At 53.1% G+C, this 25,802-nt stretch carries 28 protein-coding genes and 3 tRNA genes; 8 read left to right on the top strand and 23 right to left on the bottom strand.

Annotated elements, in window-relative coordinates:
- Positions 1–101: 101 nt before the first annotated feature.
- Entirely contained in the window at positions 102–599 is a 498-nt protein-coding gene (gene ftnA, locus ACESQ2_RS27885; protein WP_004852185.1) for a non-heme ferritin, read from the top strand.
- A 42-nt stretch (positions 600–641) separates the two neighbouring features.
- Here the strand turns inward: ftnA and ACESQ2_RS27880 are convergent, their stop codons facing one another.
- Positions 642–881, bottom strand: a complete 240-nt coding sequence (locus tag ACESQ2_RS27880) for a YecH family metal-binding protein (RefSeq protein ID WP_049069094.1) — start codon at positions 879–881, stop codon at positions 642–644.
- 194 nt (positions 882–1,075) lie between these two features.
- On the opposite strand from ACESQ2_RS27880, the gene tyrP reads away from it, so the two are divergent.
- Complete coding sequence (gene tyrP / locus ACESQ2_RS27875; protein ID WP_032693587.1) at positions 1,076–2,287, top strand: tyrosine transporter TyrP; 1,212 nt, start codon at positions 1,076–1,078, stop codon at positions 2,285–2,287.
- A 29-nt stretch (positions 2,288–2,316) separates the two neighbouring features.
- On the opposite strand, the gene ACESQ2_RS27870 is transcribed toward tyrP, so the two are convergent.
- From ACESQ2_RS27870 to uvrY, 8 genes are all read right to left on the bottom strand, one after another.
- Positions 2,317–2,985 (bottom strand): YecA family protein, encoded by a 669-nt coding sequence (locus tag ACESQ2_RS27870; RefSeq protein ID WP_014229873.1) that lies wholly within the window; start codon positions 2,983–2,985, stop codon positions 2,317–2,319.
- 66 nt (positions 2,986–3,051) lie between these two features.
- Complete coding sequence (locus ACESQ2_RS27865) at positions 3,052–3,939, bottom strand: dihydrodipicolinate synthase family protein (RefSeq protein WP_046878064.1); 888 nt, start codon at positions 3,937–3,939, stop codon at positions 3,052–3,054.
- A 195-nt stretch (positions 3,940–4,134) separates the two neighbouring features.
- Positions 4,135–4,221 (bottom strand) — tRNA-Leu (locus ACESQ2_RS27860).
- Between the two features lie 13 nt (positions 4,222–4,234).
- Positions 4,235–4,308: transfer RNA gene (locus ACESQ2_RS27855), tRNA-Cys, on the bottom strand.
- Between the two features lie 38 nt (positions 4,309–4,346).
- A tRNA-Gly gene (locus ACESQ2_RS27850) sits at positions 4,347–4,422 on the bottom strand.
- Positions 4,423–4,573: 151 nt separating this feature from the next.
- Positions 4,574–5,122 carry a CDP-diacylglycerol--glycerol-3-phosphate 3-phosphatidyltransferase gene (gene pgsA / locus ACESQ2_RS27845; RefSeq protein ID WP_004122100.1) on the bottom strand — a complete coding sequence of 183 codons (549 nt, stop codon included), beginning with the start codon at positions 5,120–5,122 and terminating at the stop codon, positions 4,574–4,576.
- 57 nt (positions 5,123–5,179) lie between these two features.
- Positions 5,180–7,012 (bottom strand): excinuclease ABC subunit UvrC, encoded by a 1,833-nt coding sequence (gene uvrC / locus ACESQ2_RS27840; RefSeq protein ID WP_004852196.1) that lies wholly within the window; start codon positions 7,010–7,012, stop codon positions 5,180–5,182.
- Positions 7,009–7,665, bottom strand: coding sequence for a UvrY/SirA/GacA family response regulator transcription factor (gene uvrY, locus ACESQ2_RS27835; RefSeq protein ID WP_004122102.1), 657 nt, complete (start codon positions 7,663–7,665; stop codon positions 7,009–7,011). The genes uvrC and uvrY overlap by 4 nt, the downstream gene beginning before the upstream one ends.
- A gap of 463 nt (positions 7,666–8,128) precedes the next feature.
- Here uvrY and ACESQ2_RS27830 point away from each other — a divergent pair, with 463 nt between their 5' ends.
- Positions 8,129–8,353 (top strand): DUF2594 family protein, encoded by a 225-nt coding sequence (locus ACESQ2_RS27830; RefSeq protein ID WP_345911359.1) that lies wholly within the window; start codon positions 8,129–8,131, stop codon positions 8,351–8,353.
- 67 nt (positions 8,354–8,420) lie between these two features.
- Here the strand turns inward: ACESQ2_RS27830 and sdiA are convergent, their stop codons facing one another.
- From sdiA to tcyJ, 5 genes are all read right to left on the bottom strand, one after another.
- Complete coding sequence (sdiA, locus tag ACESQ2_RS27825) at positions 8,421–9,143, bottom strand: transcriptional regulator SdiA (protein WP_014229875.1); 723 nt, start codon at positions 9,141–9,143, stop codon at positions 8,421–8,423.
- Positions 9,144–9,443: 300 nt separating this feature from the next.
- Positions 9,444–10,196, bottom strand: coding sequence for an L-cystine ABC transporter ATP-binding protein TcyN (gene tcyN, locus ACESQ2_RS27820; protein ID WP_004852203.1), 753 nt, complete (start codon positions 10,194–10,196; stop codon positions 9,444–9,446).
- Positions 10,193–10,861 carry a cystine ABC transporter permease gene (gene tcyL, locus ACESQ2_RS27815; RefSeq protein ID WP_004103458.1) on the bottom strand — a complete coding sequence of 223 codons (669 nt, stop codon included), beginning with the start codon at positions 10,859–10,861 and terminating at the stop codon, positions 10,193–10,195. Before tcyL ends, tcyN begins: the two co-directional genes overlap by 4 nt.
- A gap of 15 nt (positions 10,862–10,876) precedes the next feature.
- Positions 10,877–11,863, bottom strand: coding sequence for a D-cysteine desulfhydrase (gene dcyD / locus ACESQ2_RS27810; protein WP_025106106.1), 987 nt, complete (start codon positions 11,861–11,863; stop codon positions 10,877–10,879).
- Positions 11,864–11,958: 95 nt separating this feature from the next.
- Complete coding sequence (tcyJ, locus tag ACESQ2_RS27805) at positions 11,959–12,759, bottom strand: cystine ABC transporter substrate-binding protein (RefSeq protein WP_373171576.1); 801 nt, start codon at positions 12,757–12,759, stop codon at positions 11,959–11,961.
- Between the two features lie 201 nt (positions 12,760–12,960).
- Here tcyJ and amyA point away from each other — a divergent pair, with 201 nt between their 5' ends.
- Entirely contained in the window at positions 12,961–14,448 is a 1,488-nt protein-coding gene (gene amyA / locus ACESQ2_RS27800) for an alpha-amylase (protein ID WP_046878066.1), read from the top strand.
- A gap of 49 nt (positions 14,449–14,497) precedes the next feature.
- On the opposite strand, the gene yedD is transcribed toward amyA, so the two are convergent.
- On the bottom strand, positions 14,498–14,914 hold the full coding sequence (yedD, locus tag ACESQ2_RS27795) for a lipoprotein YedD (RefSeq protein ID WP_161505342.1): 417 nt from the start codon (positions 14,912–14,914) through the stop codon (positions 14,498–14,500).
- Positions 14,915–15,371: 457 nt separating this feature from the next.
- Here yedD and rcsA point away from each other — a divergent pair, with 457 nt between their 5' ends.
- Positions 15,372–15,995, top strand: a complete 624-nt coding sequence (rcsA, locus tag ACESQ2_RS27790) for a transcriptional regulator RcsA (RefSeq protein ID WP_014229880.1) — start codon at positions 15,372–15,374, stop codon at positions 15,993–15,995.
- A 41-nt stretch (positions 15,996–16,036) separates the two neighbouring features.
- Here rcsA and dsrB read toward each other — a convergent pair whose 3' ends face one another.
- The gene (gene dsrB / locus ACESQ2_RS27785; protein ID WP_004136599.1) at positions 16,037–16,225 is read right to left on the bottom strand and encodes a protein DsrB; all 189 of its coding nucleotides are present in this window, start codon (positions 16,223–16,225) and stop codon (positions 16,037–16,039) included.
- Positions 16,226–16,357: 132 nt separating this feature from the next.
- Here dsrB and yodD point away from each other — a divergent pair, with 132 nt between their 5' ends.
- A complete protein-coding gene (gene yodD / locus ACESQ2_RS27780) occupies positions 16,358–16,573 on the top strand; it encodes a YodD family peroxide/acid resistance protein (RefSeq protein ID WP_014229881.1) in 216 nt (71 codons plus the stop codon).
- 329 nt (positions 16,574–16,902) lie between these two features.
- On the opposite strand, the gene dgcQ is transcribed toward yodD, so the two are convergent.
- The 3 genes from dgcQ to ACESQ2_RS27765 all read right to left on the bottom strand — a co-directional run bounded on the left by dgcQ (position 16,903) and on the right by ACESQ2_RS27765 (position 19,844).
- Positions 16,903–18,570 carry a cellulose biosynthesis regulator diguanylate cyclase DgcQ gene (gene dgcQ, locus ACESQ2_RS27775; protein ID WP_014838854.1) on the bottom strand — a complete coding sequence of 556 codons (1,668 nt, stop codon included), beginning with the start codon at positions 18,568–18,570 and terminating at the stop codon, positions 16,903–16,905.
- A gap of 107 nt (positions 18,571–18,677) precedes the next feature.
- Complete coding sequence (locus tag ACESQ2_RS27770; protein WP_025106102.1) at positions 18,678–18,857, bottom strand: YodC family protein; 180 nt, start codon at positions 18,855–18,857, stop codon at positions 18,678–18,680.
- Between the two features lie 75 nt (positions 18,858–18,932).
- A complete protein-coding gene (locus ACESQ2_RS27765) occupies positions 18,933–19,844 on the bottom strand; it encodes a DUF808 domain-containing protein (RefSeq protein ID WP_004852222.1) in 912 nt (303 codons plus the stop codon).
- Between the two features lie 183 nt (positions 19,845–20,027).
- On the opposite strand from ACESQ2_RS27765, the gene yedA reads away from it, so the two are divergent.
- The gene (gene yedA, locus ACESQ2_RS27760; protein ID WP_049079899.1) at positions 20,028–20,939 is read left to right on the top strand and encodes a drug/metabolite exporter YedA; all 912 of its coding nucleotides are present in this window, start codon (positions 20,028–20,030) and stop codon (positions 20,937–20,939) included.
- Here yedA and ACESQ2_RS27755 read toward each other — a convergent pair.
- Genes ACESQ2_RS27755 through drpB form a run of 4 tightly spaced genes read right to left on the bottom strand, consistent with a single transcriptional unit; the run spans position 20,914 to position 23,898 of the window.
- Positions 20,914–21,408, bottom strand: coding sequence for a very short patch repair endonuclease (locus tag ACESQ2_RS27755; RefSeq protein ID WP_046878070.1), 495 nt, complete (start codon positions 21,406–21,408; stop codon positions 20,914–20,916). The genes yedA and ACESQ2_RS27755 overlap by 26 nt on opposite strands.
- Positions 21,389–22,822 carry a DNA cytosine methyltransferase gene (locus ACESQ2_RS27750; protein WP_025106099.1) on the bottom strand — a complete coding sequence of 478 codons (1,434 nt, stop codon included), beginning with the start codon at positions 22,820–22,822 and terminating at the stop codon, positions 21,389–21,391. Before ACESQ2_RS27750 ends, ACESQ2_RS27755 begins: the two co-directional genes overlap by 20 nt.
- Before the next feature lie 56 nt (positions 22,823–22,878).
- Positions 22,879–23,574 (bottom strand): phosphohydrolase, encoded by a 696-nt coding sequence (locus tag ACESQ2_RS27745; RefSeq protein ID WP_049069768.1) that lies wholly within the window; start codon positions 23,572–23,574, stop codon positions 22,879–22,881.
- Between the two features lie 42 nt (positions 23,575–23,616).
- Entirely contained in the window at positions 23,617–23,898 is a 282-nt protein-coding gene (gene drpB, locus ACESQ2_RS27740) for a cell division protein DrpB (RefSeq protein ID WP_004852229.1), read from the bottom strand.
- A gap of 626 nt (positions 23,899–24,524) precedes the next feature.
- Between drpB and ACESQ2_RS27735 the strand changes: the two genes are divergently transcribed.
- On the top strand, positions 24,525–25,595 hold the full coding sequence (locus ACESQ2_RS27735) for a porin (RefSeq protein WP_025106098.1): 1,071 nt from the start codon (positions 24,525–24,527) through the stop codon (positions 25,593–25,595).
- Positions 25,596–25,802: the final 207 nt, after the last annotated feature.

Below are 25,802 nucleotides of genomic sequence, written 5' to 3'. Positions count from 1 at the left end.
ATTAATAAATGATTTTATTAATTTACTTTTTGCAAATAAATTAATAACAAATTATAGTGAGCGCACAATAATCCTTAATTCTATTTTCCCGGAGCAGCCTGATGCTAAAAACTGAAATGATCGACAAGCTGAATGCGCAGATGAATCTCGAACTTTATTCCTCTCTGCTTTATCAACAAATGAGCGCTTGGTGCAGCTACCACAGTTTTGAAGGCGCCGCCGCGTTTCTGCGTCGCCACGCGCAGGAAGAAATGACCCATATGCAGCGCCTGTTCGACTATCTGACCGATACCGGCAGCCTGCCCTGCATCACGGCTATCGCCTCACCTTTCGCCGAATATGCGTCCCTGGATGAGCTATTTCGCGTCACCTACGAACATGAACAGCTGATTACGCAGAAAATTAACGAACTGGCCCATGCGGCAATGACCAGCCAGGATTATCCGACATTTAATTTCCTGCAGTGGTACGTTGCTGAGCAGCACGAAGAAGAGAAACTGTTTAAATCCGTTATTGATAAATTGACCCTTGCCGGTAAAAGCGGTGAAGGCCTGTACTTTATTGATAAAGAGCTGGCAACGCTCGATACACAAAATTAATAATTACGGCAGCGACGCCCGGCGTTCGCTGCCGTATGAGTATTAATGGCGGCAAATTTTACTTTCGTGCGTATTAAATCCTTCCTCAGCGGCAATAAATTTGCCTTTTTTCTGCAAAAACGCCACCAGCTCCGCCGCGCTCAGATTTTCCGCCGAGCAGGTATGGAATCGAACCTCTTTCCCAAAACGGTCGATAATCGCCGCTTCCAGCGTAGCAACAGTGTAAGACTCGCCTGATGAAATCATCATTTGCAGTACTTCGTGACCATGAGTCGATGGCATAACCCCTCCCGTAAAGGCCGAAGAATAAACCAGCCAGGACGGCGGATTCTTGCGCCAGCGCAGCTTTCGCGCAAACCCCTGGCATCGTAAAGTTATCATTACACTCCCTGTAACCCTCATTTGACGAACTCACTGATTTCACATACTCTGCGCGGCATAATTAATTGTGTATTCCGTGATGGATAGAGAAAAGCGTGAAGAACCGCACTCTGGGTAGTATTTTAATCGTTGCCGGCACCACAATCGGCGCAGGGATGTTAGCGATGCCGCTGGCCTCGGCGGGCGTGGGTTTCGGCGTAACGTTTGGTTTGCTGATAACGCTGTGGGCGCTGATGTGTTATACCGCCTTATTGCTGCTGGAAGTGTATCAGCACGTGCCGGCTGATATGGGACTGGGGTCGCTGGCCGCGCGCTATCTCGGCCGCTACGGGCAGTGGGCTACCGGGTTTTGCATGCTGTTTCTGCTGTACGCTCTCACCGCGGCCTATATTAGCGGCGCCGGCGAGCTGCTGGCCTCCAGCCTCAACCAGTGGCTGGACTGGCGACTGCCTCCTGCGGCAGGCGTCCTGATTTTTACCGGGATCGGCGGGACGGTAGTGTGTATCGGAACCTCGCTGGTCGATCTTTTTAACCGCTTTCTGTTCAGCGCAAAAATTATCTTTCTCGCCATTATGCTGGCTCTGCTGCTGCCGCATATTCACCAGGTAAATTTACTGACGCTGCCGCTACAGCAGGGACTGGCTCTGTCAGCGATTCCGGTGATTTTTACTTCGTTTGGTTTTCACGGCAGCATACCCAGTATTGTGAGCTATCTGGGCGGGGATATTCGCAAGCTGCGTCGGGTATTTGTCATCGGGAGCTTTATTCCCCTGGTCGCCTATATTTTCTGGCAGCTGGCGACGCTCGGCAGCATTGACTCTCCCGTCTTTACCGCGCTGCTGGCAAAAAATGCCGGGCTTAACGGGCTGCTGGAAGCTATCCGCGAAGTGGTCGCCTCACCGCACGTTGAGCTGGCGGTGCATCTGTTTGCCGATCTGGCGCTGGCGACGTCATTTCTCGGCGTGGCGCTTGGGTTATTCGACTATCTGGCCGATCTGTTTCAACGCCAGAACAGCGCCGGTGGACGGATACAGAGCGGCCTGATTACCTTTTTGCCCCCGCTGGCGTTCGCGCTATTTTACCCGCGTGGCTTCGTGATGGCGTTAGGCTATGCGGGCGTCGCGCTGGCCGTGCTGGCGCTCATGCTGCCTGCGCTGCTGGTCATGAAGAGCCGCAAACAGCATCCTGATGCAGCATGGCGGGTCGCGGGAGGCTCAGCGGCGCTGTGGCTCGTCCTGCTCTGCGGGATCGGCATCGTCGCGATCCAGTTCGCGATTGCCGCAGGCTTGCTGCCCGCGGTGGGGTAAAAAGAAGGGGGCCATATTGGCCCCTTCTTTTATTTGGCTAAACAGCACTGCTTATATTTCTTACCGCTGCCGCACGGGCAAGGATCGTTGCGCCCCACCTTCGCCTCATTCCGGATGGGCTGCTGAACTTCCGCCGGTTGCGCGTGCTCAGTCCAGTAGTTATAAAGCGCCAGGGCGGCAGGACGAATTCGCTCAACGCTGGCGACAAACTCTTCCGCGGATAATTCATCAAGCGCCTCAAATCGCTCCTCGGTACCGTGCAGGGCAATCACGTCCAGCTCCGCCTGCAGCTCAGCCGGCAACGCGGACCAGTCGCTCAGCCCCACTCCGCGCATATAGCCGAAGCACCACTCTTCAACAATCGTGAGCTCCTGCCCTTCCTCTTCGCGGCTGCCGAACATCGGTTCGAACTGTTCGGGATAATCGCTCAAGCGCTCGGCAATATCGCTCATTTGCTGCAGCGTCAGGTTCACAAAACGATCCCGCTCGCGATCGTTGGCCCAGCGCGGCACGTTATCCGCTCCGCCCCAGATAGCAAGCAGCCACTGCGCGGGTTCAATCTCCGTCGGCCCGGAGAGAATGGCCGTCAGCAGCCCATCAAGCTCGGCAACGTCCATGATGGTGCCTTCTACCGCGTATTTCGACAGGATATCGTCCAGCCATTCAACTTCGCTTTCGTTCAGGGGTCCAGTTTTCATAAACAGGCTCATCGTCGTAAAAAATGGCGCTTACAGTAGCGGAAATAGCGAGAGAAAACCACCCGGCTACTCAAGGTTCAGGCTGCGCAGCGTCTCAGCAATCTCACGAAAGGCATCCGGCGAAAGCGGTAACAGGGGGCGCGGCAAACAATCCTCACCGCACATACCGAGGATCGTCGCCGCTGCGGCAGTGACCCGCAGGCTTCCGCCATACTTTCTGTAGAGCGTCCACAGCGGCTCCAGCCTGGCGCTTATTGCCTCCGCCCGCTGAGCCTCCCCCCGCGTCGCGGCCGCCGTCAGCTCTTTGGCGACGTGCGGGAACAGGCCGCCGCACACCGAATACCAGACTTCGCAGCCGGCGTTCAGGCCATCGGCCGCGCAGGCGTCTCCGCTAATCCCGATCGTCACCTCAGCCGGTAGCTGCCGCCGCAGGCTCTGAACGCGCCGTGTGACGTCATTTTTAGCGGGACCCGGTATTTTAATTGAGGCGATTCCCGGCAGCGCAGCGATCGCGCCTTTAAGCGCATCCGAGGTCGTCACATGCGTGGTAACGGGGTTGTCGTAAACGCAGACGGGCACGGAGACTTCGCGGGTGACGGTCTGGTAAAAAGCAAAAATCTCCTCTTCCGTCAGTGGCTGATAGGCGATTGCCGGCAGGAGCAGCGCATTGGCGCCAGCCCGCTGCGCATCCTCTGCCAGACGAAGGACCCGATCGGTCCCCAACGCGCCGATCCCTGCCATAAGCGGCACCGCTCCGGCATGCGATTTGGCCTGTCGGATAACTTGCATTCTCTGCTCGCGGCTGAGCCAGGCATAGCTTCCCGTGGAACCGAGCACGCCGAGAGCATCGACGGCAGATTCGGCGAGGCGAGTGACAATCCGGGCAAAAGCGGTTTCATCAACGCTATGCTGATGTAACGGAGTCAGAGGAAAAGCGCAGAGGCCAGTAAACATTTCATCCCCACTTATTGAGATAATGATAGATTGCCGACACAGAGTAACAACAGAAGCGGGTTTTGTCCTATGACAAAAATGATTGAGGTGGGCTGAGGTTCAAAAGCGAGGTTATGGCAATACAAAAACAAAAAAACCACCCGTAGGTGGTTTCACGACACTGCTTATTGCTTTGATTATTCTGCTTTATCCCAATGGTACCCGGAGCGGGACTTGAACCCGCACAGCGCGAACGCCGAGGGATTTTAAATCCCTTGTGTCTACCGATTCCACCATCCGGGCTCGGGATAGAAATTGGAGGCGCGTTCCGGAGTCGAACCGGACTAGACGGATTTGCAATCCGCTACATAACCGCTTTGCTAACGCGCCTTAATGCTTGAACACCCGCTGATGCCGATGTTGTAAACTGGAGCGGGAAACGAGACTCGAACTCGCGACCCCGACCTTGGCAAGGTCGTGCTCTACCAACTGAGCTATTCCCGCATCATCAAGCTAATTTGCTAATTACTTGATTTTGTTATCGTCTGTCAGACAGTGCTGCCGTTCGATGCGTTGCATTCTACTTACCTGGCGCAATGAGTCAACGATATTTTTTAAAACCTTGTGTTGTTTGCTGAAAATTGCGCCGAAACGATCACTGATCAAGCAAATCGCCGCGCGCCGCGTTCAAATACTGCAGCATGGACCACAGCGTCAGCACCGCCGCCACGAGGAACAGACCAATCCCCGCCCATTCAACCCAGATATTTGGGCGCCACAGCATCCACACCAGCGCGGCCATTTGCGCCGTGGTTTTGACTTTGCCTATCCATGACACCGCCACGCTGCTGCGCTTGCCCAGTTCAGCCATCCACTCGCGCAGCGCGGAGATAATAATTTCACGCGCGATCATGGTGGCGGCCGGTAACGTCACCCACCAGGTATGGTAATGCTCGGCAACCAGTACCATCGCAATAGCCACCATGACTTTATCCGCGACCGGATCGAGGAAAGCGCCGAAACGCGTGCTCTGATTCCAGCGACGCGCCAGATAACCATCAAACCAGTCGGTCACCGCTGCGACAAAGAAAATTAGCGCACAGGCAAAAGGGGCCCAGGTAAACGGCAGATAAAACGCCAGTACAAAGAACGGGATAAGAATGACGCGAAACAGAGTAAGCAACGTAGGGATATTAAATTGCATAGTAACGGGTAACTATCTGTTGTAAGTAAAAATTAGCCCTATGTTGCTACAGAGCCCCTAATGTTTCAACGAGTAGAAGATCTTTTCTGCCAGACCGTGAGATATACCCGGTACTTGCGCAATTTCTTCGACGCTGGCTTTCTGCAACCCCTGCAGGCCGCCCATATATTTCAGCAGCATCTGTCGGCGTTTGGGTCCGACCCCCTCAATGGTTTCCAGCGTGCTGGTGCTTTTTACTTTTGCCCGTTTCTTACGGTGGCCGGTAATGGCGTGATCGTGCGACTCGTCGCGAATATGCTGAATCACATGCAGCGCGGGGGAGTCCGGCGGCAGACTAAAGCCCTCGCCTTCCGGTTCAAAGAATAACGTCTCCAGGCCCGCTTTACGATCGCTGCCTTTTGCCACGCCCAATAACAGAGGGTGACTTTTATCCCACGGCACGTCCAGCTCGGCAAAAACCGTCTTCGCCTGCCCAAGCTGGCCTTTACCGCCGTCGATCAGGATAACATCGGGAATTTTACTCTCTTCTATTGCCTTACCGTAGCGACGACGCAGGACCTGATTCATCGCCGCGTAATCATCTCCCGGCGTGATACCGGTGATATTGTAACGGCGATACTCTGCGCGCAGCGGTCCGTTGCTATCAAAAACCACGCACGACGCCACCGTCTGTTCGCCCATCGTATGGCTGATGTCAAAGCATTCCATCCGATTGACGGCCGGAAGCTTGAGTAATGTCGCCAGCGCCCGCAAACGTTGCGTAATCGTTGAATGCTGGGAAAGCTTGGTGGTCAGCGCCGTCGCGGCGTTCGTGCGCGCCAGCTTCAGGTAACGGGCGCGATCGCCGCGGGGTTTGGTCTGTACGTTAACCCGGCGCCCGGCCAGCTCTGAGAGCGAATCCGCCAGCAGGGTTTTGTCGCCCAGGTTAAAATCCAGCAGGATCTCGCCCGGCAGCGTCCGCATCTGGCTGCCCTGCAAATAGAACTGTCCGACAAAGGTTTCCACCACTTCACCGAGTTCGGTGCCATTCGGCACTTTGGGGAAATAGCTGCGGCTACCAAGGACTTTACCCTGGCGGATAAACAGCACGTGGACGCACGCCATGCCGGCATCAAACGAGACGCCAATAACATCCAGATCGTCACCGGTATTGGAGACGAACTGTTTCTCCGTTACCCGACGTACGGCCTGAATCTGGTCGCGGATCCGCGCTGCCTCTTCAAATTCCAGCGCCTGACTGGCCTTTTCCATGCGGGCAATCAGCTGAGTCAGTACCTGATCGTCTTTGCCCGCCAGGAACAGGCGCACGTAGTCGACCTGCTGGGCATACTCTTCCTCACTCACCAGTCCGGCAACGCACGGCCCCAGACAGCGGCCAATTTGATACTGCAGGCAAGGCCGCGAACGGTTGCGATAGACGCTGTTCTCACACTGGCGGATAGGGAAGATTTTTTGCAGCAGCGCTAACGTCTCGCGAACCGCGTAGCCGTTGGGGAACGGGCCAAAATATTCGCCTTTCGCATGCTTCGCCCCACGATGCGTCGCCAGGCGAGGATGCGTATCGCCGCTAAGGAAAATAAAGGGATAGGATTTATCATCGCGCAGCAGCACGTTGTAACGCGGCTGGTATAGCTTGATGTAATTATGCTCAAGCAGCAGCGCTTCCGTTTCGGTGTGGGTCACGGTAACGTCAATCTGGGCGATAAGCGCCACCAGCGCTTCGGTTTTACGCGAAGCCAGGTTGCTGCGAAAATAGCTGCTCAGCCGCTTTTTCAGGTCTTTCGCTTTGCCTACATAGATAACAGTACCGCCAGCGTCATACATACGATAGACGCCCGGCTGGCTGGTTACTGTTTTCAGGAAAGCTTTTGCATCAAAAACATCACTCACTGACTTGCTAACGACTCCGCATTGCACAGGCCATGGCGAATTGCCAGGTGCGTCAGCTCCACATCGCCGTGTATGTTCAGTTTACTGAACATACGATAGCGGTAGCTGTTCACGGTCTTGGGACTCAGATTCAACTGCTCTGAGATCTCGTTGACCTTCTGACCTTTAGTAATCATTAGCATAATCTGCAATTCTCGCTCAGACAAACTGGCAAACGGCGACTCCGCCTTCTCCGGTTCAATCTGGCTTAGCGCCATCTGCTGGGCGATATCAGAGGCGATATAACGCTGACCCGATGCCACGCAGCGAATCGCATTCACAACCTCCTGCGGCGCGGCGCCTTTACTGAGGTAGCCAGCAGCCCCGGCCTGCATGACTTTCGCCGGCAGCGGGTTTTCCGTATGCACGGTCAGCATAATCACTTTGGCATCAGCAACGGAACGGGCAATTTTTCGCGTAGCCTCAAGGCCGCCGATACCCGGCATGTTCATATCCATCAGGACTACATCAACGGGATTCGCGCGGCACCATTTCACGGCATCCTCACCGCAGCAGGCCTCGCCGGCAACTTTAATCCCTTTTATATCTTCCAGAATGCGTCGTATCCCTGCGCGCACCAGTTCGTGGTCATCAACAAGAAGGACGTTGATCAAAGGAATATTCTCCAGAATTAGGGATAACGCTACTGATAGCTTATCTCCCACATATTACCGGGTTTTAACCTAATTTTGAAAGCCAAAAAATGTGCTGGGAAAGATTTCTTGCGCAATTATGGAAATTTGTCTGCACACCCGCTGGAAAGCCATACATAACATAGAGTTGTACAACAGTTATTTTTTAACATTCATCATACAGATTACGTAAAAACACAACACATTGCGCAGGCGATAAATATGTGCCTGAATATGTAACAATTATTAACACGAAAACGGGCCGTACGAAAAAATTAACACGCTTAGATCTCATGAATACGTATTATTCAGTCAATTAAATCATTCACCACTCGGATGAAAGAACAGAAATCAAGCACTCCTTTTTTTTCCTTTGCTTGTGGTATACTGCGCCGCCTTCACTTTTAGTCATGCGCAATTGCGCAGAAAGCAACCGAGGATATAGATGAGCACTCCAGATTTTTCCACTGCGGAAAATAACCAAGAACTGGCACAGGAAGTTTCGTGTCTGAAAGCAATGATAACGCTGATGCTGCAGGCCATGGGTCAGGCTGATGCAGGCCGCGTGATTATTAAAATGGAAAAGCAAATCGCGCAGATGGAAGATGAGGCTCAGGCTGCCGTATTCTCCTGCACCGTTAAGCAAATTAAGCAGGCATATCGTCAGTAATCAATTACCGGCTGAAGGTATTACTAACAGCCGGTCTTACGTCTGGCACGCAGAACAACACATGAGATCAAATTAAGCCCGTCGCTACTGCATAGCAGGCAATTTGGGTTTTGTTTGGCGCGTTGAATTTTCGCTGCATATTTTTCTGATGGAAATTGACGGTATTTTCTGAGATAGACAGAATCATTGCCACCTCAGCCGAGGTTTTCCCTTCCGCCGTCCATTTCAAAATCTCCAGTTCACGTCGACTAAATTTCATTTCCGGCGGCATAACCATCTCGTCCTCCAGGCGCAAAAGCGTCAGCAGGCTCAATTCGGTTAGCGTTCTTAAGCGCATCTCCAGTTCATCTTCCGCAAAGGGTCCCTGGCTATGGCTGGTTCCTGAAACGGATAAGAATCCCTGAGCATGGTTCGGCAGCGTCAGGCACTGCGTGACGCCCTTGCGTAATCCATGGTCGCGCGCGCCGTCCCATAATTCCGGTGTATCATGGAATAGCTTGTCGTTCCATGGCAGATGCCCACGAAGGAAATTCTCCTTGCGCAGCACCGGGTCGATCGCCAGATAATTCTCGGCTTGATAATGCGCCATCCAGGCCTGAGGATAGGTCGATTGCAGCGTCACCCTGGGCCGAGTAAAAGGCACGGGATGCCGTACGCAGAGTGCGAAGTAGTCATATTCCAGCCCTTTTGCTTCCTGCTGCAGAAGATGATAAACCCCCTCGCCTGCAGAAACGGACTGAAATTGTTGCAGCATTTCCCGCCGCCAGCTGAAAAAATCATTGTCCCTCATAACTAACCAAATAACTCCTGAGTGATAATCATTATTATAAATACATAAAACTAACACATAAATCCTGCTTATATGTATAAAAAATGGCAGCCACCGCATTTATTAGACTACGTCCGGCGAAAGTACCGGATACGTTAAAAAATTATGCCAATTGATGTGGCACAAAACCTTGACAGATGTATCGTCGTTGCTTATGACCACTATCCGGACATACTTTTTTTGCTGATAAACCGGTTATTCAGCGCTGCCCGGCCGCATCCGTCAGCACAAGCCTGAGCGAATGCGGCCGGCGCGGGGCGATTACTGCATCAGGAATTTTTCGAGGAACTGGCGGGTACGCGCGTGCTGAGGATTGGCAAACAGCGCTTTTGCTTCACCCTGTTCAACGATACGCCCCTGATCCATAAAAATAGCGCGGTCCGCCACGTCGCGGGCAAAGCTCATCTCATGGGTCACGATCACCATCGTGCGCCTCTCCTGCGCCAGCTGGCGAATGGTATTGAGTACCTCCCCTACCAGTTCAGGATCTAATGCCGACGTTGGCTCATCAAACAAAATGACATCCGGACGCATCGCCAGCGCGCGAGCAATCGCCACGCGCTGCTGCTGCCCGCCGGACAAACGACGCGGGTAGCTATTTTCTTTACCGGTAAGCCCAACTTTCGTCAGCAGTTCACGCGCCCGGGCGATGGATTCATTTTTATCCTCCCCTTTAACGATGACCGGCCCTTCGATAATGTTTTCCATCACCGTACGGTGGGGGAAAAGATTAAAATTCTGAAACACAAAGCCCACGTGCTGACGCAGGCGGCGAATGGCCGTTTTTTGCTGGTTGATGCTGCGCCCGGCATCGATCGTCACGTCGCCTACGCGAATCGTGCCGCTTTCCGGCTGCTCCAGGAGATTAATACTGCGCAGCAGCGTCGTTTTCCCCGAACCGCTGGGACCGATAATCGCCACCACTTCCCCTTGTTGAACCTCAAGGTCGATACCATGAAGCACCGTCTGGCCATGGAATTTTTTCACCAGGTTTTTGACTTCAATCGCACTCATTTTGGATCTCGCTCCTGGCGGTTCAGCTGATTTTCAAAATAGTTTTGCAGCGTGGAAAGCACCGTTGCCATTACCCAGTAGATAAGCGAAGCGGCCAGGTACATGGTGAATACCTCCAGCGTCCGGGAGGTGATCAGCTGAGCCTGACGGAACAGTTCTGGCACCTGGATAGTTGCCGCCAGCGAGGTATCTTTCACCAGGCTGATAAAACTGTTGGAAAGCGGCGGTAACGCCACGCGCGCGGCCTGAGGAAGAATCGCGCGGCGCATAGCCTGCCAGCGCGTCATACCAATACTCGCCGCGGCCTCCCACTGCCCTTTATCGATGGAGGCAATCGCTGCGCGCAGCGTTTCCGCCGCGTAGGCCGCCGTGTTTAAAGACAGGCCGATCATCGCCGCGGGAATAGGATCCAGCTCAATGCCGAACTGCGGCAAGCCGTAATAGATCATAAACAGCTGCGCAATCAGCGGCGTTCCGCGAAAGATGGAGATGTACATCCGCGCCAGCCATTTAATCGGCCAGACGGGCGACATGCGCATCAGCGCCAAAATAAACCCCAGCACGAGGCCAAAAAACATGCCGCCGATGCTGAGCTGTAGCGTAAATACCGCGCCCTTCAGCAGAAAAGGCGCGGAATCAATAACCAGTTGGATACTCTCTTGCATTCTATGTGTTCTGCATTAGATATGAGGATGATAGGCGAACAGAGCAGGCGCACCGCCGGTGTGAACAAACAGTATTGGGCCTTCATCCTTAAAGCGCTTCTGGCTGATACCATCAATCAATCCGGCCATCGCCTTCCCGGTATACACCGGATCCAGCAGGATACCTTCCAGCTGCGCCAGCAGCTTCACCGCCGCCATCCCTTCGTCGTTCGGTATTCCGTAACCCGGCGCAAAGTACTCATCCCACAGCTGAATACCGGCCTTAGCCTCCAGTTCCAGGCTATTTGCCACCGCCTGCTGCAGCGCAGCCACTTTTGGCAGCTGGTCAGCCACGCTGCGCGATACGGTCACGCCGATAAGCTCGGCATTGGGCATCAGCTGCTCCAGTCCCACGGCGAGGCCGGCATGCGTACCGGCGCTGCCGGAGGCGACGACCACTGAGGAGAGCTCGACCGCCCCTTCGCACTGCTGGGCAATTTCCAGCGCGCTCTCCACATAGCCCAGCGCGCCCAGCGCGTTCGAACCGCCAACCGGAATCACGTACGGACGATAGCCCTGAGCTTCAATGCGGGTCGCCAGCGCTTCCAGCTGAGCATTAGGATCGGTCAGCGCGTCGCACATTTCGACCTGAGTATTAAACAGGTCAAGCAGCAGTCGGTTACCGTTGGTCAGGTAGTTCTCAGCCCGGGTTCCCATTGGATTCTCCAGCAGCGCCACGCAGTGCAGGCCCAGCTTAGCCGCCACCGCCGCCGTCTGGCGCACATGGTTGGACTGGATAGCTCCTGCGGTAATCAGGGTATCCGCCCCTTCTCGCAGCGCATCGGCAGCCAGAAATTCAAGCTTACGTAGCTTGTTGCCCCCCATCGCAAGCGGGGTCACATCATCGCGCTTGATAAAAATTTCGCGGCCAAGGTAATCGGACAAGCGCGGCAGATATTCCAGCGGCGTCGGCGCGCCAATCAGTTCCAGACGCGGGAATAGGGTTAAATTTTGCAGTGACATAAGACCTCCTGACTGAATTATCCTTGATTATGCACGCTGTGACGCGCGAAATAAAAAAAGGCGCTATCAGGAGCGCCTTTTTTCACCGCTGGCCGTTACTTCGTGACGTCAGCGCCAAACCATTTTTCCGAGAGCGCCTTCAGGCTGCCGTCTTTTTGCATATCCGCAATGGCGCCATCAACCGCTTTCAGCAGGTCTTCATTACCTTTGCGCAGAGCGACGCCGGACTCCTGGCGAGAGAAGGCTTCACCGGTGACGGCAAGGGTGTTACCGGTTTTCTTCACCAGATCCAGCGCTGCCAGGCGGTCAACCAGGATGGCGTCAATTCGCCCTACGCGCAGATCCTGGTATTTCGTCGGGTCATCATCATAAGTCCGAATGTCGACGCCCTGTACGTTCTGGCGCAGCCACTCTTCGTAGTTGGTCCCCAGGCCGACGCCAACTTTCTTACCTTTCAGGTCGGCTGCAGTTTTAATCACGCCTTCGTTACCTTTTTTCACCAGCGCCTGGATCCCGGAAACGGTGTACGGCGTCGAGAAGTCATATTTTTGCTTACGCTGATCGGAAATAGTGACCTGGTTTATCACCACATCGATACGTTTAGAGTCCAGCGAAGCCAGCATGCCGTCCCATTTCGTGGGTTTAAGGTCAGCCTTCACGCCCAGATGTTTCGCCAGTTCATTAGCAAAATCCACCTCGAAGCCGGTCAGCTTACCGTCATCTCCCTGATAGCTGAATGGCGGATATGTCCCTTCCAGACCCACGCGTAGCGTGCCGCGTTCTTTAACCTGATTAAGCAGATTTTCAGCAGCAAAGGTTTTTACGCTGACGCCGGTCATTAATACGACGGCCATTGCGTCCATCAGCGCCTGACGACCCAGAAGTGCTAATTTCATAGATACCCCTAAAAGAGTGATATTTTGCTGTAGTGTAAGGCGTTTAACCTTAGTCACCAACATCGATACGCTACATCTTATTCCAAATTATTATATATGATGCCTTTTAGGGCATAGTGAAAACGTATCGAAAACATCTCCATTTTGCTGGATATCTCTCATACTGCAATGGTCAGCTTGATGACGTATGGAGCATGGAAGATGAAAAACCCCACGTTACTGCAGTGCTTTCACTGGTACTACCCCACCGGCGGCGAGTTATGGCGTGAAGTCGAAGCCCTGGCGCCAAACCTCAACGAAATCGGCATTAACATGATTTGGTTGCCTCCTGCCTACAAAGGCGCCTCCGGCGGCTACTCTGTCGGTTATGATTGCTACGATCTGTTTGACCTCGGCGAATTCGACCAGAAGGGGTCTGTCGCCACAAAATATGGCGATAAAGCCCAGCTGCTGGCCGCCATATCCGCCCTGCGCCAGCACGATATCGCCGTACTTCTTGACGTCGTGGTCAACCATAAAATGGGCGCGGATGAAAAGGAGCCGGTACGTATTCAGCGGGTTGATCAAAACGACCGCACGCAAATCGCCGAGGAGATTGTGGAATGTGAAGCCTGGACGCGCTACACCTTCCCGGTACGCGCCGGCAAATACTCTGAATTCATCTGGGATTATAAGTGCTTCAGCGGCATCGACCATATTGAGAATCCTGATGAAGATGGCGTGTTTAAAATCGTCAACGACTATACCGGAGAGGGATGGAACGATCAGGTTGATGATGAAATGGGTAACTTCGACTACCTGATGGGTGAAAATATCGATTTTCGCAATCGGGCGGTAACTGAGGAGATTAAGTACTGGGCCCGCTGGGTGATGGAACAGACCGGCTGCGATGGCTTCCGCCTCGATGCGGTTAAACATATCCCCGCCTGGTTTTATAAAGAGTGGATTGACCACGTCCAGGAGGTGGCGACAAAGCCGCTGTTTATCGTGGCGGAATACTGGTCGCATGAAGTCGATAAGCTCCAGCAGTATATCGACATGGTTGACGGTAAGACGATGCTCTTTGACGCGCCGCTGCAGATGAAATTCCATGAAGCCTCGCGGCAGGGTCGCGACTATGACATGAGCCAGATTTTTAGCGGCACCCTGGTGGAAGCCGACCCGTTCCACGCCGTAACCCTGGTGACCAACCATGATACCCAGCCGCTGCAGGCGCTGGAGGCTCCGGTTGAGGCCTGGTTCAAACCGCTGGCTTATGCGCTCATTTTGTTACGTGAAAACGGCGTTCCGTCCGTCTTTTATGCCGACCTGTTCGGCGCCAGCTACGAAGATACCGGCGGCGACGGCGAGACCTACGCCATTGAGATGCCGGTTATCGAGCAATTACACGAACTGATCGATGCCCGTCAGCGTTTTGCTCACGGCGTACAAACGCTGTGGTTCGATCATCCGAACTGTATCGCTTTCAGCCGCAGCGGCACCGAAGAGGATCCGGGCTGCGTGGTGGTGCTTTCCAACGGTGACGACGGAGAAAAAACGCTTCCTCTGGGGGAAAACTACCGTAATAAACGCTGGCGTGATTTTCTCGGCAACCGCGAGGAAGTGATTGAAACCGACGATGAAGGAAACGGGGTTTTTACCTGTAACGGCGGCAGCGTCAGCGTCTGGGTTATCGAAGAGGCGCTATAAAATACAGAGAAACGCCGCGGGCTGAGAAGGGTTTCAGCCCGCAAAAAGCTTATTGCCCGCTTTTATCAGCCGAGGCCTTTTTCCATGCCTGTTCACACTCAGGGGTGAGACGATCCACCCGCTTGAGCGTCATCCGGTCGTAGCTCAGGGTATCGCCTTCGCGCTCAATCGGATAAACATCCAACGCGGAGGTGACGTTATAAACCGCATCATCACGCTTCATTAATTTACCCGGCAGGACGATAACCCGCTGCCACTGGCGACAGTCAAGGGTATTGCCCTCTTTGGTGACGATCAGGCTCGCAATCGCATCCGGGCTCATCATTTCACTCTGCGGGCCGGCCGATTGCCAGTATCCTTCCAGCCCAGCCGGCGCTGGCGCTTTAACAACCTCGCTGTAGCTATCAACCTGAACACAGCCGGCCAGGGCCAGCAGAGCGCCAGCAAACACTATCTTTTTCATCATCCATCCCACACACCGATAAAAAAACATTGTGGCATTAAAGCGTTAAGCTCGCCACCCTTCGCGATTCGGCAACAGCGCAGCAGGGCGAACGTCGGGCACACCCAATATGGTAAAAAATAGCCTTCGAATGTTAAGTTATTCTAACCCATCGAATAAAACCCATAAATCAGCCGATGTTATTTTAACCATTCAATATAAGGATAATCCTATTTTAAAAAGCCACCAAAATGGCAAACTTATATATGACGGGTATTTATTGTTTTTATTTCCTCCACATAGCGATTTGTAGCCTTTACTTTGAGAATATTCCTGGCAAATTATGGGGCTTATTACGGAATAGTTCAGGCTGCCTAATGGTTCCACGGCAGCAGTCGTTTTTTTATTGCTAACAAAATGGACTTCATCGCGCTTGTCAGCGAGGAATAAATTATCGTTACGTGTTGATTGAGGATGGGTCATGTCAACGATTATCATGGATTTGTGCAGCTTCACCCGGCTGGGATTAACCGGGTACCTGACGGGCAGAGGGGTAAGGAAGCGCGATATCACTGAAGTACACAGTGCGCAGAGCCTGAAGGCTCTCTGCGAGACCAGCCGCCCGACGGTGGTATTTATCAACGAAGACTGCTTTATTCATCATGAAGAGAGCAACCAGCTTATCCGGCAAATCATTAGCCAGTATCCTGCGACGCTATTTGTTATCTTTATGTCCCTGGCGAATATACATTTCGATCACTATCTGCTGGTGCGCAAAAACTTACTTATCTGCTCTAAATCACTAACCGAAAAAGACCTGGACGACATCCTTGCCATCCGCCTGAAATATGAGAACTATCGTCCCACCCGGATTAATATCCCCACGCTGTCCTTAAGCCAGACCGAATCAAATATGCTGCAGATGTGGATGGCCGGGCACGGAACCTCGCACATATCAGCGCAGATGAACATTAAGGCCAAAACCGTCTCATCGCATAAGGGCAATATTAAAAAGAAAATTCATACCCACAACAAACAGGTGATTTATCATATCGTACGACTGGCTGAAAACATCACCTCCGGAATTCACGTCAACCTGCGTTGAAAGACGCTGGCGGCCGCTGCCGCCAGTTCACTTGAGGCAAATCACTCGTCCCGCTCAACGAAAATACCGTCGGGATGACCGTTCTCATTAAAAAACCAGATCCCGAGCGGGTAATCTTCCAGCGAAACCAGATACATTACGCCTTCGCTAAACGACTCTATCGCCAGTACAACACCCGATCGACGTGGGCCACCATCGGTCTTCACCGTGACACGATCGTTTACCTGCATAACTCATCTCCTCTATTTTTGAGCCAGTGTAGAACAAAACTGCCGATCGCGCAGTGTCCTGCCCGGTAACTGCTGTTTTTGTAGACCGACTATACTTAAATAGCCCTGTCTGAGTTAAGCGAGGTACCCGCAATGAAAACCGCCAAAGAAAATCAAGGCGCAGGAAGCGTAGACGTTGACGCCCTGCTGGCGGCGATTAATGAAATCAGCGAAAGTGAAGTTCAGCGTACGCAAGACGATCCCCACCACGTCAGTATTGATGGCCGGGGTTACCACACCTGGCGCGAGCTGGCTGAGGCCTTTGAGCTCGATATCCATGATTTCAGCATCACGGAAGCCAACCGCTGAATTCTGAGCGAAAAAAATCCCGACTCGCAGGAGTCGGGATGAAGCTTGCTAATGCAAGAAGCACTTGAAAATTCGTTACACCAGGATATCCGATGCGCTACAAACATTACCCTCAATTATTTTGCATGACAACAAACATTCATGAAGCAAATTATTGAAAAATGTGGCTTACCTTCCCCCTCACGCCGGCAACGCTCGCCAGGCAAGGACTGCGGACATTTGTTCTTCCACGAACGTCCGATCGCCGCCAAACGTTTTTTAAGAATAATCTCACTAAAATAACCGTAGTGGATGATTTCAATTCAATTTATTTACATGAGGAATTAATTTTACCCTTCGGCGCAGACCCGATCGCGTCCGTTTTGCTTGGCCAGATACAGGCGATGATCGGCAACAGACTGCAAATTTTCAAAGTTATACTCACCCGAATCCTCGCTACAGCTCACCCCAAACGAAGCGGTAATACGCAAAGACGTGCTGTTACCCAGCAAAATTTCGCGGCTATTGATCCGGATACGGATCCGTTCAGCAATCGCCTTCGCTTCTTTTAACGCGGTATTCGGCAGCACAATACAAAACTCCTCCCCGCCAACTCTCCCCGCAAGATCGCCTTGCCGAATATGGCTGGCGATAGTACTGGCCACCAGTGACAGCACGCGATCGCCCGCGTGATGGCCGTACAGGTCGTTAACGCTTTTGAAATAATCCAGATCGAGCTGAATCACCGCAACGGGCCGCTTTAAACGCTCGCTCAGGCGAGTTTCTGCAGTGGCGCGTTCAAACAGCGCGCCGCGGTTTAATAGGCGGGTTAACGCATCGTGCCAGGCCTGCCACTCCAGGGAGGTCTGCAGCACGCTCATATTGCGCACCATTCGGCGGATCACCAGCCAGGAGATCATCAACATCAGCGTGAACATGAGCCACATCAGCATTAAAGCAATGGTGATGCTGCCAAAGTCACCGCGGACGCCTTCCCGGATCGTATGGATACGGATCAGTACCCCATCAAAATTGCGTAAGTTTTCCCAGCTGATATAACGCGTGACCAGGCGAATCCCTCCCTGATTCTCATGAGAAGACGCGCGGCTCAGCATCTCCTGTTCCCGCGGCGACAGCAGCGTTAGTACGTTGCCCGGCGCGGAAGAGGCAATCAAATTGAGCTGATTATCGTAAAGCTGGTACTCGCCCTCTTCGCCCGTTTTAATCGCATTGACCAGAAACGTTTTCATCTCTTGTACCGAGAAATCCATTGCCAGTACGCCGAGCCAATAGCGCTGGAAATCAAGCGGAATAGACGCCGTCACCACCTGCATTTCGCGCTGCGACGCCTCATCGGGAAAGGTTTGCCACACGATGCCGCGAGCAGGATTATTCCTCTGCGTTTGCCGGGTAAACCAGGGGGCGCTTGTCGCCCGCGAATACAGCGCCAGCGCCTGTGTCGCATTCTTCAGCGGCTCGGTGGTGGTAAAAAAGCCATTGCGCGACACGTACAGCATACGTTTCGCAAAACCACGGTTGTTATTAGCCAGACGCAGCATATAGCCCAGCTCAAGAGTGGCCATGAGCTCATTGCCGGAAAAGGAATTATCGCGAGAGAGAAGCGCGTCGCCGTCGACAAATGCATCGGCAACGCCATAGACCGGCAGCGTCCGCCGGTTATGAATCTCAACGGACCAGAGGGGATCATGCCGCTTTTTTAAATAATCCTCTTCCGCCTTGCGCAATACGACAAAATCCAGCGGCGTTCCCAGCGCCGATTGCATCCCGTTACGAAAAAAAATCATTCTGTCGATATTAAACTGCAGCAGGCTGTCGAACTCATGGGAAACGTTTTCAAGATTATTGCGCTGATTTGCGACGTAGGCTTCTTCCAGGACCTTGATCTCACGCCATATCAATAACGTGGAAAAGCAGAAGACGATAAAAAAACAGAGGTTAACCACATATCCGGGGCTTAAAATCTGGCGCAATTTTTTCACCCACATCAGCTTATCCATCGTTTTCTCGCAGCACGGTTAAAGAAGCAAACGTCATCCACGCTCCCTGTTCGTAAAACAACCATTAATATGAAAGCGCCCGACGAATGCCGGGCGCTGATAACGGGTCAGGAGCGGTTCAGCTTCCCTCCCCCTCCGCGAATAAGTTCATCTTCACGAAACGCCTCGCGCTTAACGCCGTAACCGTCATACCAGCGACATTCAACCATGCCATTGGCGAACCCGGTAACGACCATTCTGGGGCCACCGCTTTTACGCCTGACTTCATCACTGACCAACAAGACCATTTTTGCCTCCGGTATCAGGAAGAAACAGATTTAACATAGACGAAGCTGAACCACTTTGCATGACCAGGAGCACATTTACTTTGCCGGACGACGCAGAGCGGCAATCGCTTTCACTCCAGCCAGCACGATGGCGCCAATGATGAATCCCAGCACCAGGTTGGCGCCCGTTGGCAGCAGCGAGGCAATGACCCCGTTCTGCCCATGGGCCAGATTTTCAATAGCGTGGTGCAGTGGCGCAATACCGTGGACTACAATACCGCCGCCCACCAGGAACATCGCCAGAGTGCCAACAATGGACAACACTTTCATCAGACGGGGCGCGATCGCCAACAACGCCTTGCCTGTCCACTGCGCCAGCGAGCTGGTTTTCTCCACCAGCCAGTAGCCCATATCATCCAGCTTGACGATGATCCCCACCAGACCGTAGACCCCCACCGTCACCAGAAGCGCGATGCCGGATAAAATCAGGATCTGATTCAATAACGGCGCTTCCGCCACAATCCCAAGCGTGATGGCGACAATTTCAGCCGACAAAATAAAATCGGTGCGTATCGCCCCTTTCACTTTATCCCGTTCAAAAGCCATAGGGTCCTGGTTCGCCAGGGCCTCAAGCCGCCGCTGGCGAACCTGCGGATCCTCCTTGTGTTTGCGCGCCTGCAGGCTGTGCAGCACCTTCTCGACGCCTTCAAAGCACAGAAACGCGCCCCCCAGCATCAGCAGCGGCGTAATCGCCCACGGAATAAAAGCGCTGATCAACAACGCCAGCGGCACCAGGATGACTTTATTGATCAATGAGCCTTTGGCTACGCCCCAAACGACCGGCAGTTCGCGGTTGGCCCGCACGCCGGTGACCTGTTGAGCATTAAGCGAGAGATCGTCTCCCAATACGCCTGCCGTTTTTTTTGCTGCCAGTTTCCCCATGACCGAAATATCATCGAGTAACGTGGCAATATCATCCAATAAGGTTAATAGACTACTTCCCGCCAAAATTGCATTCCTTCATTTATGATTGTTCCTCCTGAAGTATGAAGCAAAAGCGCTTTTTCGCCCACCGGTGTCCATAGTCAACAAAAATTTAACCATAGCAGGCGAATTAAAGCGCTCGCCAGCACGATAGTTTTCACGTTTACTATACGTCCCCTTTCTATCTCTGCACCGTCGTGAGGAAGTATGTCTACCCGTCAGCTGTTACCGCTCATCGGGGCGCTGTTTGCGCTGTATATCATCTGGGGTTCCACCTATTTCGCTATCGCCGTCGGCGTCGCCAGCTGGCCTCCGCTGATGATGGCTGGCGTGCGTTTTCTTTCCGCGGGCGCGGTGCTGACCGCCTGGCTACTGGCAACCGGTCATAAGCTGCCTGCGCGAAAGCCGCTGCTTAACGCGGCGCTGATTGGTGTGCTGCTGCTGGCGGTAGGTAATGGCTTTGTGACGCTCGCTGAACATCAGCACGTGCCTTCAGGCATTGCGGCGGTCATGGTCGCGACGGTGCCGCTGTTCACCCTATGTTTTAGCCGCTTTTTTGGTATTGCGACCCGTAAGCTTGAGTGGTTGGGTATCGCTATTGGCCTCGCGGGGATCGTACTGCTCAACAGCGGCGGCAACCTGAACGGTAACCCCTGGGGCGCACTGCTGATACTTATCGGTTCAATGAGCTGGGCGTTTGGTTCCGTCTACGGCTCGCGAATCGAGCTACCAACGGGGATGATGGCGGGCGCCATTGAGATGCTGGCGGCAGGCGTCGTGCTGATGATTGCCTCGGCGCTAACCGGAGAAAAATTAACCCAGATGCCGTCGTGGTCCGGTATTTTTGCCGTCGCCTATCTGGCTATCTTCGGTTCGCTTATCGCCATTAACGCATATATGTATTTGATTCGTAACGTAACACCGGCGGTAGCGACCAGCTATGCCTACGTAAACCCGGTGGTCGCCGTACTGCTGGGAACCGGTTTTGCCGGAGAAAGCTTATCTGCCGTAGAGTGGCTGGCGCTCGGGATTATCATCTTCGCGGTCATTCTGGTGACGCTCGGCAAATACCTGCTCCCGGCGCGTCGTGAAATTACATCCTGTAAGGCGCAGAAGTAACGTCCAGCACACCTATGCCCTGAGTATCGATCTGCGCGCACTGACCGCCGCCGCAGATCCACTCTTCCAGCCGTTCTCCCAGCGCGTCGTCGTTGAGCTTCTTTCGCCCGCGCAGCGCGCACTCCCAGACCACCAGCACCCGCCATCCCTGCTCAGCCAGCCGCCCGATATCCCGGCGATCGCGCGCCACGTTTTTGGCTATTTTATCCAGCCAGAACGCGGTTCTTGTGGCGGGAACCTTGAACAGATAGCAATCATGATGATGCCAGAAGCAGCCGTGGGTAAAGATAACGCACTGATAGTCCGCCACGACAAAATCCGGGCGGCCGGGCAGCGCGACATCCTGTACGGTAAAAGAGAATCCGGCGACCGCCAGTAGCCCAGCCAGCCGTTTCTCTATTGCCGTATCGCGGGTGCCTATCGCGCGCATGTTTTTACTGCGGGTGGCTTTATCGTGAACGTCGGCCATGGTTAATCTCTTGCTCACGCCTGGCAACCGCTTGTTCAATACGCGGCGCCAGCAGCTTCGCCACCGCCGCAAATACCGGCACGACGACGGAATTGCCAAACTGGCGATAGGCCTGGGTATCCGAGACCGGAATACGGAAGCGATACCCCTGCGGCGTCTCAAAACCCATAAGCCTCGCGCACTCGCGGGGCGTCAGCCTGCGCGGACGACGAAGCTGGTTTTCAGGGTCATCAAAATGCTTTTCGCCCAGAGGCCGATCCCAGCCCCGGTCAATGAGGATTTCCGCGCCATCTTTGTAATAGCGGGCAGAGAGCGTTCGCGCCACGCTGTGCGGATTCGTTGGGTCGACGAGCCCGTAGCCAAAACCGTTCCCCCGCTCCTGGTGCTTACGCGCGTAGCGATAGAGATACTTCCACAGCACCCTGGTGAGAATAAATTTGTCGTCAACCGCGGGCTCCAGCAGCTCGCCAAAGGTCGGCCGGCGAGTGGGATAGAGAGCGGCGATATCGCGCAGGGTAAATCCCTCATGCAGCTGGAGATCGCGCCGGAAACCCACCAGCACAATACGCTCCCGGTGCTGGGGTAAAAAATAACGCCCGTCGATGACTTTAGGGTCATCCGCCCCGGTATGCGCCGCGTCGGCAACCTCGTACCCCAGCTCATCCAGCGTCTGCATAATGATACGAAACGTCCGCCCCCGATCGTGACTCTTCAGGTTTTTGACGTTCTCCAGAACAAAAATCGGCGGCTGACGGGCGGCGATAATCCTGACCACGTCAAAAAACAGCGTCCCCTGCGTTTCACAGGCAAAGCCGTGAGCGCGACCAAGGGCATTCTTCTTCGACACGCCGGCGAGAGAAAACGGCTGGCAGGGGAAGCCGGCCAGTAAAACGTCATGCTGCGGGATAGTCTGGCGTATATGCTGCGCGGCTTCTTCCTCGCTCACCTCAGGGAGATGGCTCAAAGTCACATCGCGGATGTCTTCATTGAAACGATGCTGCTCAGGATCGCAGTACCAGTTGGCTTTATAGGTGCGCACCGCATGTTTATTCCATTCGCTGGTAAACACGCATTGCCCGCCAATCGCTTCAAAACCGTGGCGAATACCGCCGATACCGGCAAACAGATCGACGAAGCGGAACCCATAATGCGGATGATGCGCCGGCGGCTCCGGCAGGAGCGTGCGCAGGTGAGCCTGCTCCTGGCGGGTGATACGACCTGCCGCGCGCGCTACCGTCGCAACGCGCTTGAGGATAGCCGGGCTCCAGTGCTGCTCGCCGACGGCAATTAACTGCGCGACCAGCGTTTTGACATCGTATATCGCCATTAGCTGACGCAATAGCGCCTGCGCGTCTTCTCCGGTATGTTCAACCTTCAAAGACGGGGGATTTTCCTTGGATAAATTTTGCGCCATAACCTCAACCAGCCCGACTATTTGTGCAGAGGTTACCATAAATAGCGCGGTCAGTTTTATGCTAGTGGATCAAAGCGCTGCAAAACCTCAGCATCAAGCGCCATCGGCTCTCCGCGAAGCTCTGCGCTTAGCTTGGCCATAAACTGCACCAGAAAACGCGCATTGTGCACCGCCATTGCCCTGCCCTTTTCTGTCTGCATCTTTTTCGGCAAACGCAGCAGCTTGCACTGGAAGTGATCCAGCGCATACGTTTTGTCATCCAGTTCCCGCCGGTCAGCAAAGGGATCGCGGGCATCAAATAAGCTATTGTTCAGCGCGCCGGACACCGCAAATACGCGCGCCAGCCCTATCGCCCCCAGCGCCTCAAGGCGATCGGCATCCTGGACGATTTTCGCTTCTTCGCTTTGCGGAGCAATTGCCGCGCTAAAACTGTGGGCTTCAATCGCGTGTAAAACCGCCGCGTAGCGTTCCGGGGGGAAATCAGGAAAAGCGGACTGAAGGATAGCCAGCGTTTTTTCCGCCGCCATCGCGGAAGAACGGCTTCGCTCAGGATGATTTTTCGCCAGACTGACAATGTCATGAAAGTAGCAGGCAGTGAGGATCACCAGGCGGTCGGCAGCGGTCTCTTCGGCCAACTGCTGCGCGGTAGCCCATACCCGGCGGAAGTGTGAAATATCGTGAGCAGCATCCTCTTGCCCGTGATGTTGGCTTAGCCAGGCTTCAAATCGTTGCTGCCAGTGATAAAGGTCCATGCGCGTTCCTTTGATATAAGGCCAGCAACGAGCATAGCAATTTTAATCGTGATGTTCATACATCTGCGGATTAGGACGCGTGTACCAGGCGATCGCCCCGAGAAGGGTCCCGACAATACCCAATACAAGGAAACCCAGCAGCGCGCCAATCCATTTTCCTGCCGTTGAGCCGAGCTCGCCGTCAATCGTCGCGCCGGGCACGCTTTCAATCTTCCCCACAACCCACCAGTAACGCGCCATCGCCCACAGGAAATAGCCGCAAAAGGCGTAAAATGCCCACAGCGCCAGTTTCCCGCCAGGACTTCTTTTCGCTTTATCTTCCATTCATTTGTTCTCCATCTACTTCACAACCCTATCACCCACCGGTAAAAATGTGATATCTGTCACATTATATAGCGAAAACGCCTGCAAAACAGCAGTTCCCTCTCTCACGGGTTCGACTTTGCGCACCGGTCGGGAGCACGACCCTATCGCCTGCTACATATAGTCAATGAATTCATTTCGTTTTTAAATAATACAAATTAATGAATATAACTGAATTTCTGAGACCATATTCACCCCCACCTTCCCTGCCTCAAATATCATATTTGCTTGCTCGCCCTTCGCTTTATCTTTACAGAAAAGCGGCGGCAATAAGAGATTGAGAAATAAACATATAACATATAAATACAACCCCGCAATTCATAGAGCACATGAAGCTTATGGACAACAAAAATCATACAAAACCAATCATAAAGCAATGTTATTAAAAGACATAAACACAATAAATAAATTTTCAAACACCAATACAATTTAAATATAATGAATAGAACGGAAACATTTTGTAATATTAGATATAATTTAGTTACATTTTTAATTTAAAGAAAAATGAACTTCGTCGTTAGTATTTAATAGTCACCCCGGAAGGAATGACACAATTCATATTAATTATAATCAAAAGGGAATATATAATGAAAAGAAAAGTACTGGCAATTCTGGTTCCAGCTTTATTAGTTGCTGGCGCGGCTAATGCAGCAGAGATCTATAATAAGAACGGCAACAAACTGGATTTCTACGGCAAAATGGTTGGCGAACACATCATGACCCATGATGGCGGCAACAACAACTCTGACGATACCTCCTATGCGCGTTTCGGCGTCAAAGGCGAGACCCAGATTAGCAATGAACTGACCGGCTATGGCCAGTTTGAATACAACATCAAAGCGGACAAACCGGAAGGTCAGCAGGGCAGCGCTACTCGTTTAGCATTCGCCGGTCTGAAATTCAGCGACTACGGTTCATTCGATTATGGTCGTAACTACGGCGTGGTTTATGACGCGGCGGGTTACACTGATATGCTCGTTGAGTGGGGTGGTGACGGTCTGGTTTACACCGATAACTTCATGACCGGCCGTACCAACGGCGTAGCAACCTACCGTAACACCGACTTCTTCGGCATGGTGGATGGCCTGAACTTTGCTCTGCAGTATCAGGGTAAAAACAACGATACCACCGCGAAAAAATCAAACGGCGACGGTTTTGGTTTCTCCGTTAACTACAACTTTGACGGCTTCGGTTTCGTTGGCGCCTACAGCAACTCTGACCGTACTGATGAACAAGCTGCGGACCGCAGAGGCGAAAAAGCTGAAGTCTGGAACCTGGCGGCTAAATACGATGCAAATAGTCTGTATGCATCAGTCATGTACGGTGAATCCCGTAACATGACTCCGCTGGAGAAAACGACTTTTGGCAGCTTTGCCAATCACACCCAGAACATCGAAGCCGTTGTTCAGTATCAGTTTGATTTTGGCCTGCGTCCATCCCTGGGCTATGTCTACGCGAAAGGTAAAGACCTGGGCGCCAAAGAAGACACTAATGCGGATATCATGAACTACGTTGAATTGGGTGCCTGGTACTATTTCAACAAAAACTTCAACGTTTACACCGCATACAAATTCAATCTGATCGATGATGAAGACGCGGCGGTAAGTGGCGCAGCCACCGACGATCAGTTCGCCGTGGGTATCACCTACCAGTTCTAAGACTGCCTGGTTAATCTAAAGCCCGCCTCGTGCGCTGAGGGATCCCCAGTAATGGGCGGGTGAAAAAAGACAGGCATAGAGTTTTGTGATCTACTGATTGTGCTATCAATTCAATGAGATCACCTCTATGCCTGCCTGCCGAGTATGTCAGAATTTCTTCCGGGATGCTTTAGCTCCGTTTCACAAATACCGACAAAATGCCCTCCT

The sequence above is a fragment of the Klebsiella sp. Q11 genome (assembly GCF_964241505.1).
Lineage (GTDB): Bacteria > Pseudomonadota > Gammaproteobacteria > Enterobacterales > Enterobacteriaceae > Klebsiella > Klebsiella michiganensis.
This window is presented reverse-complemented; position numbering and strand designations above follow the sequence as displayed.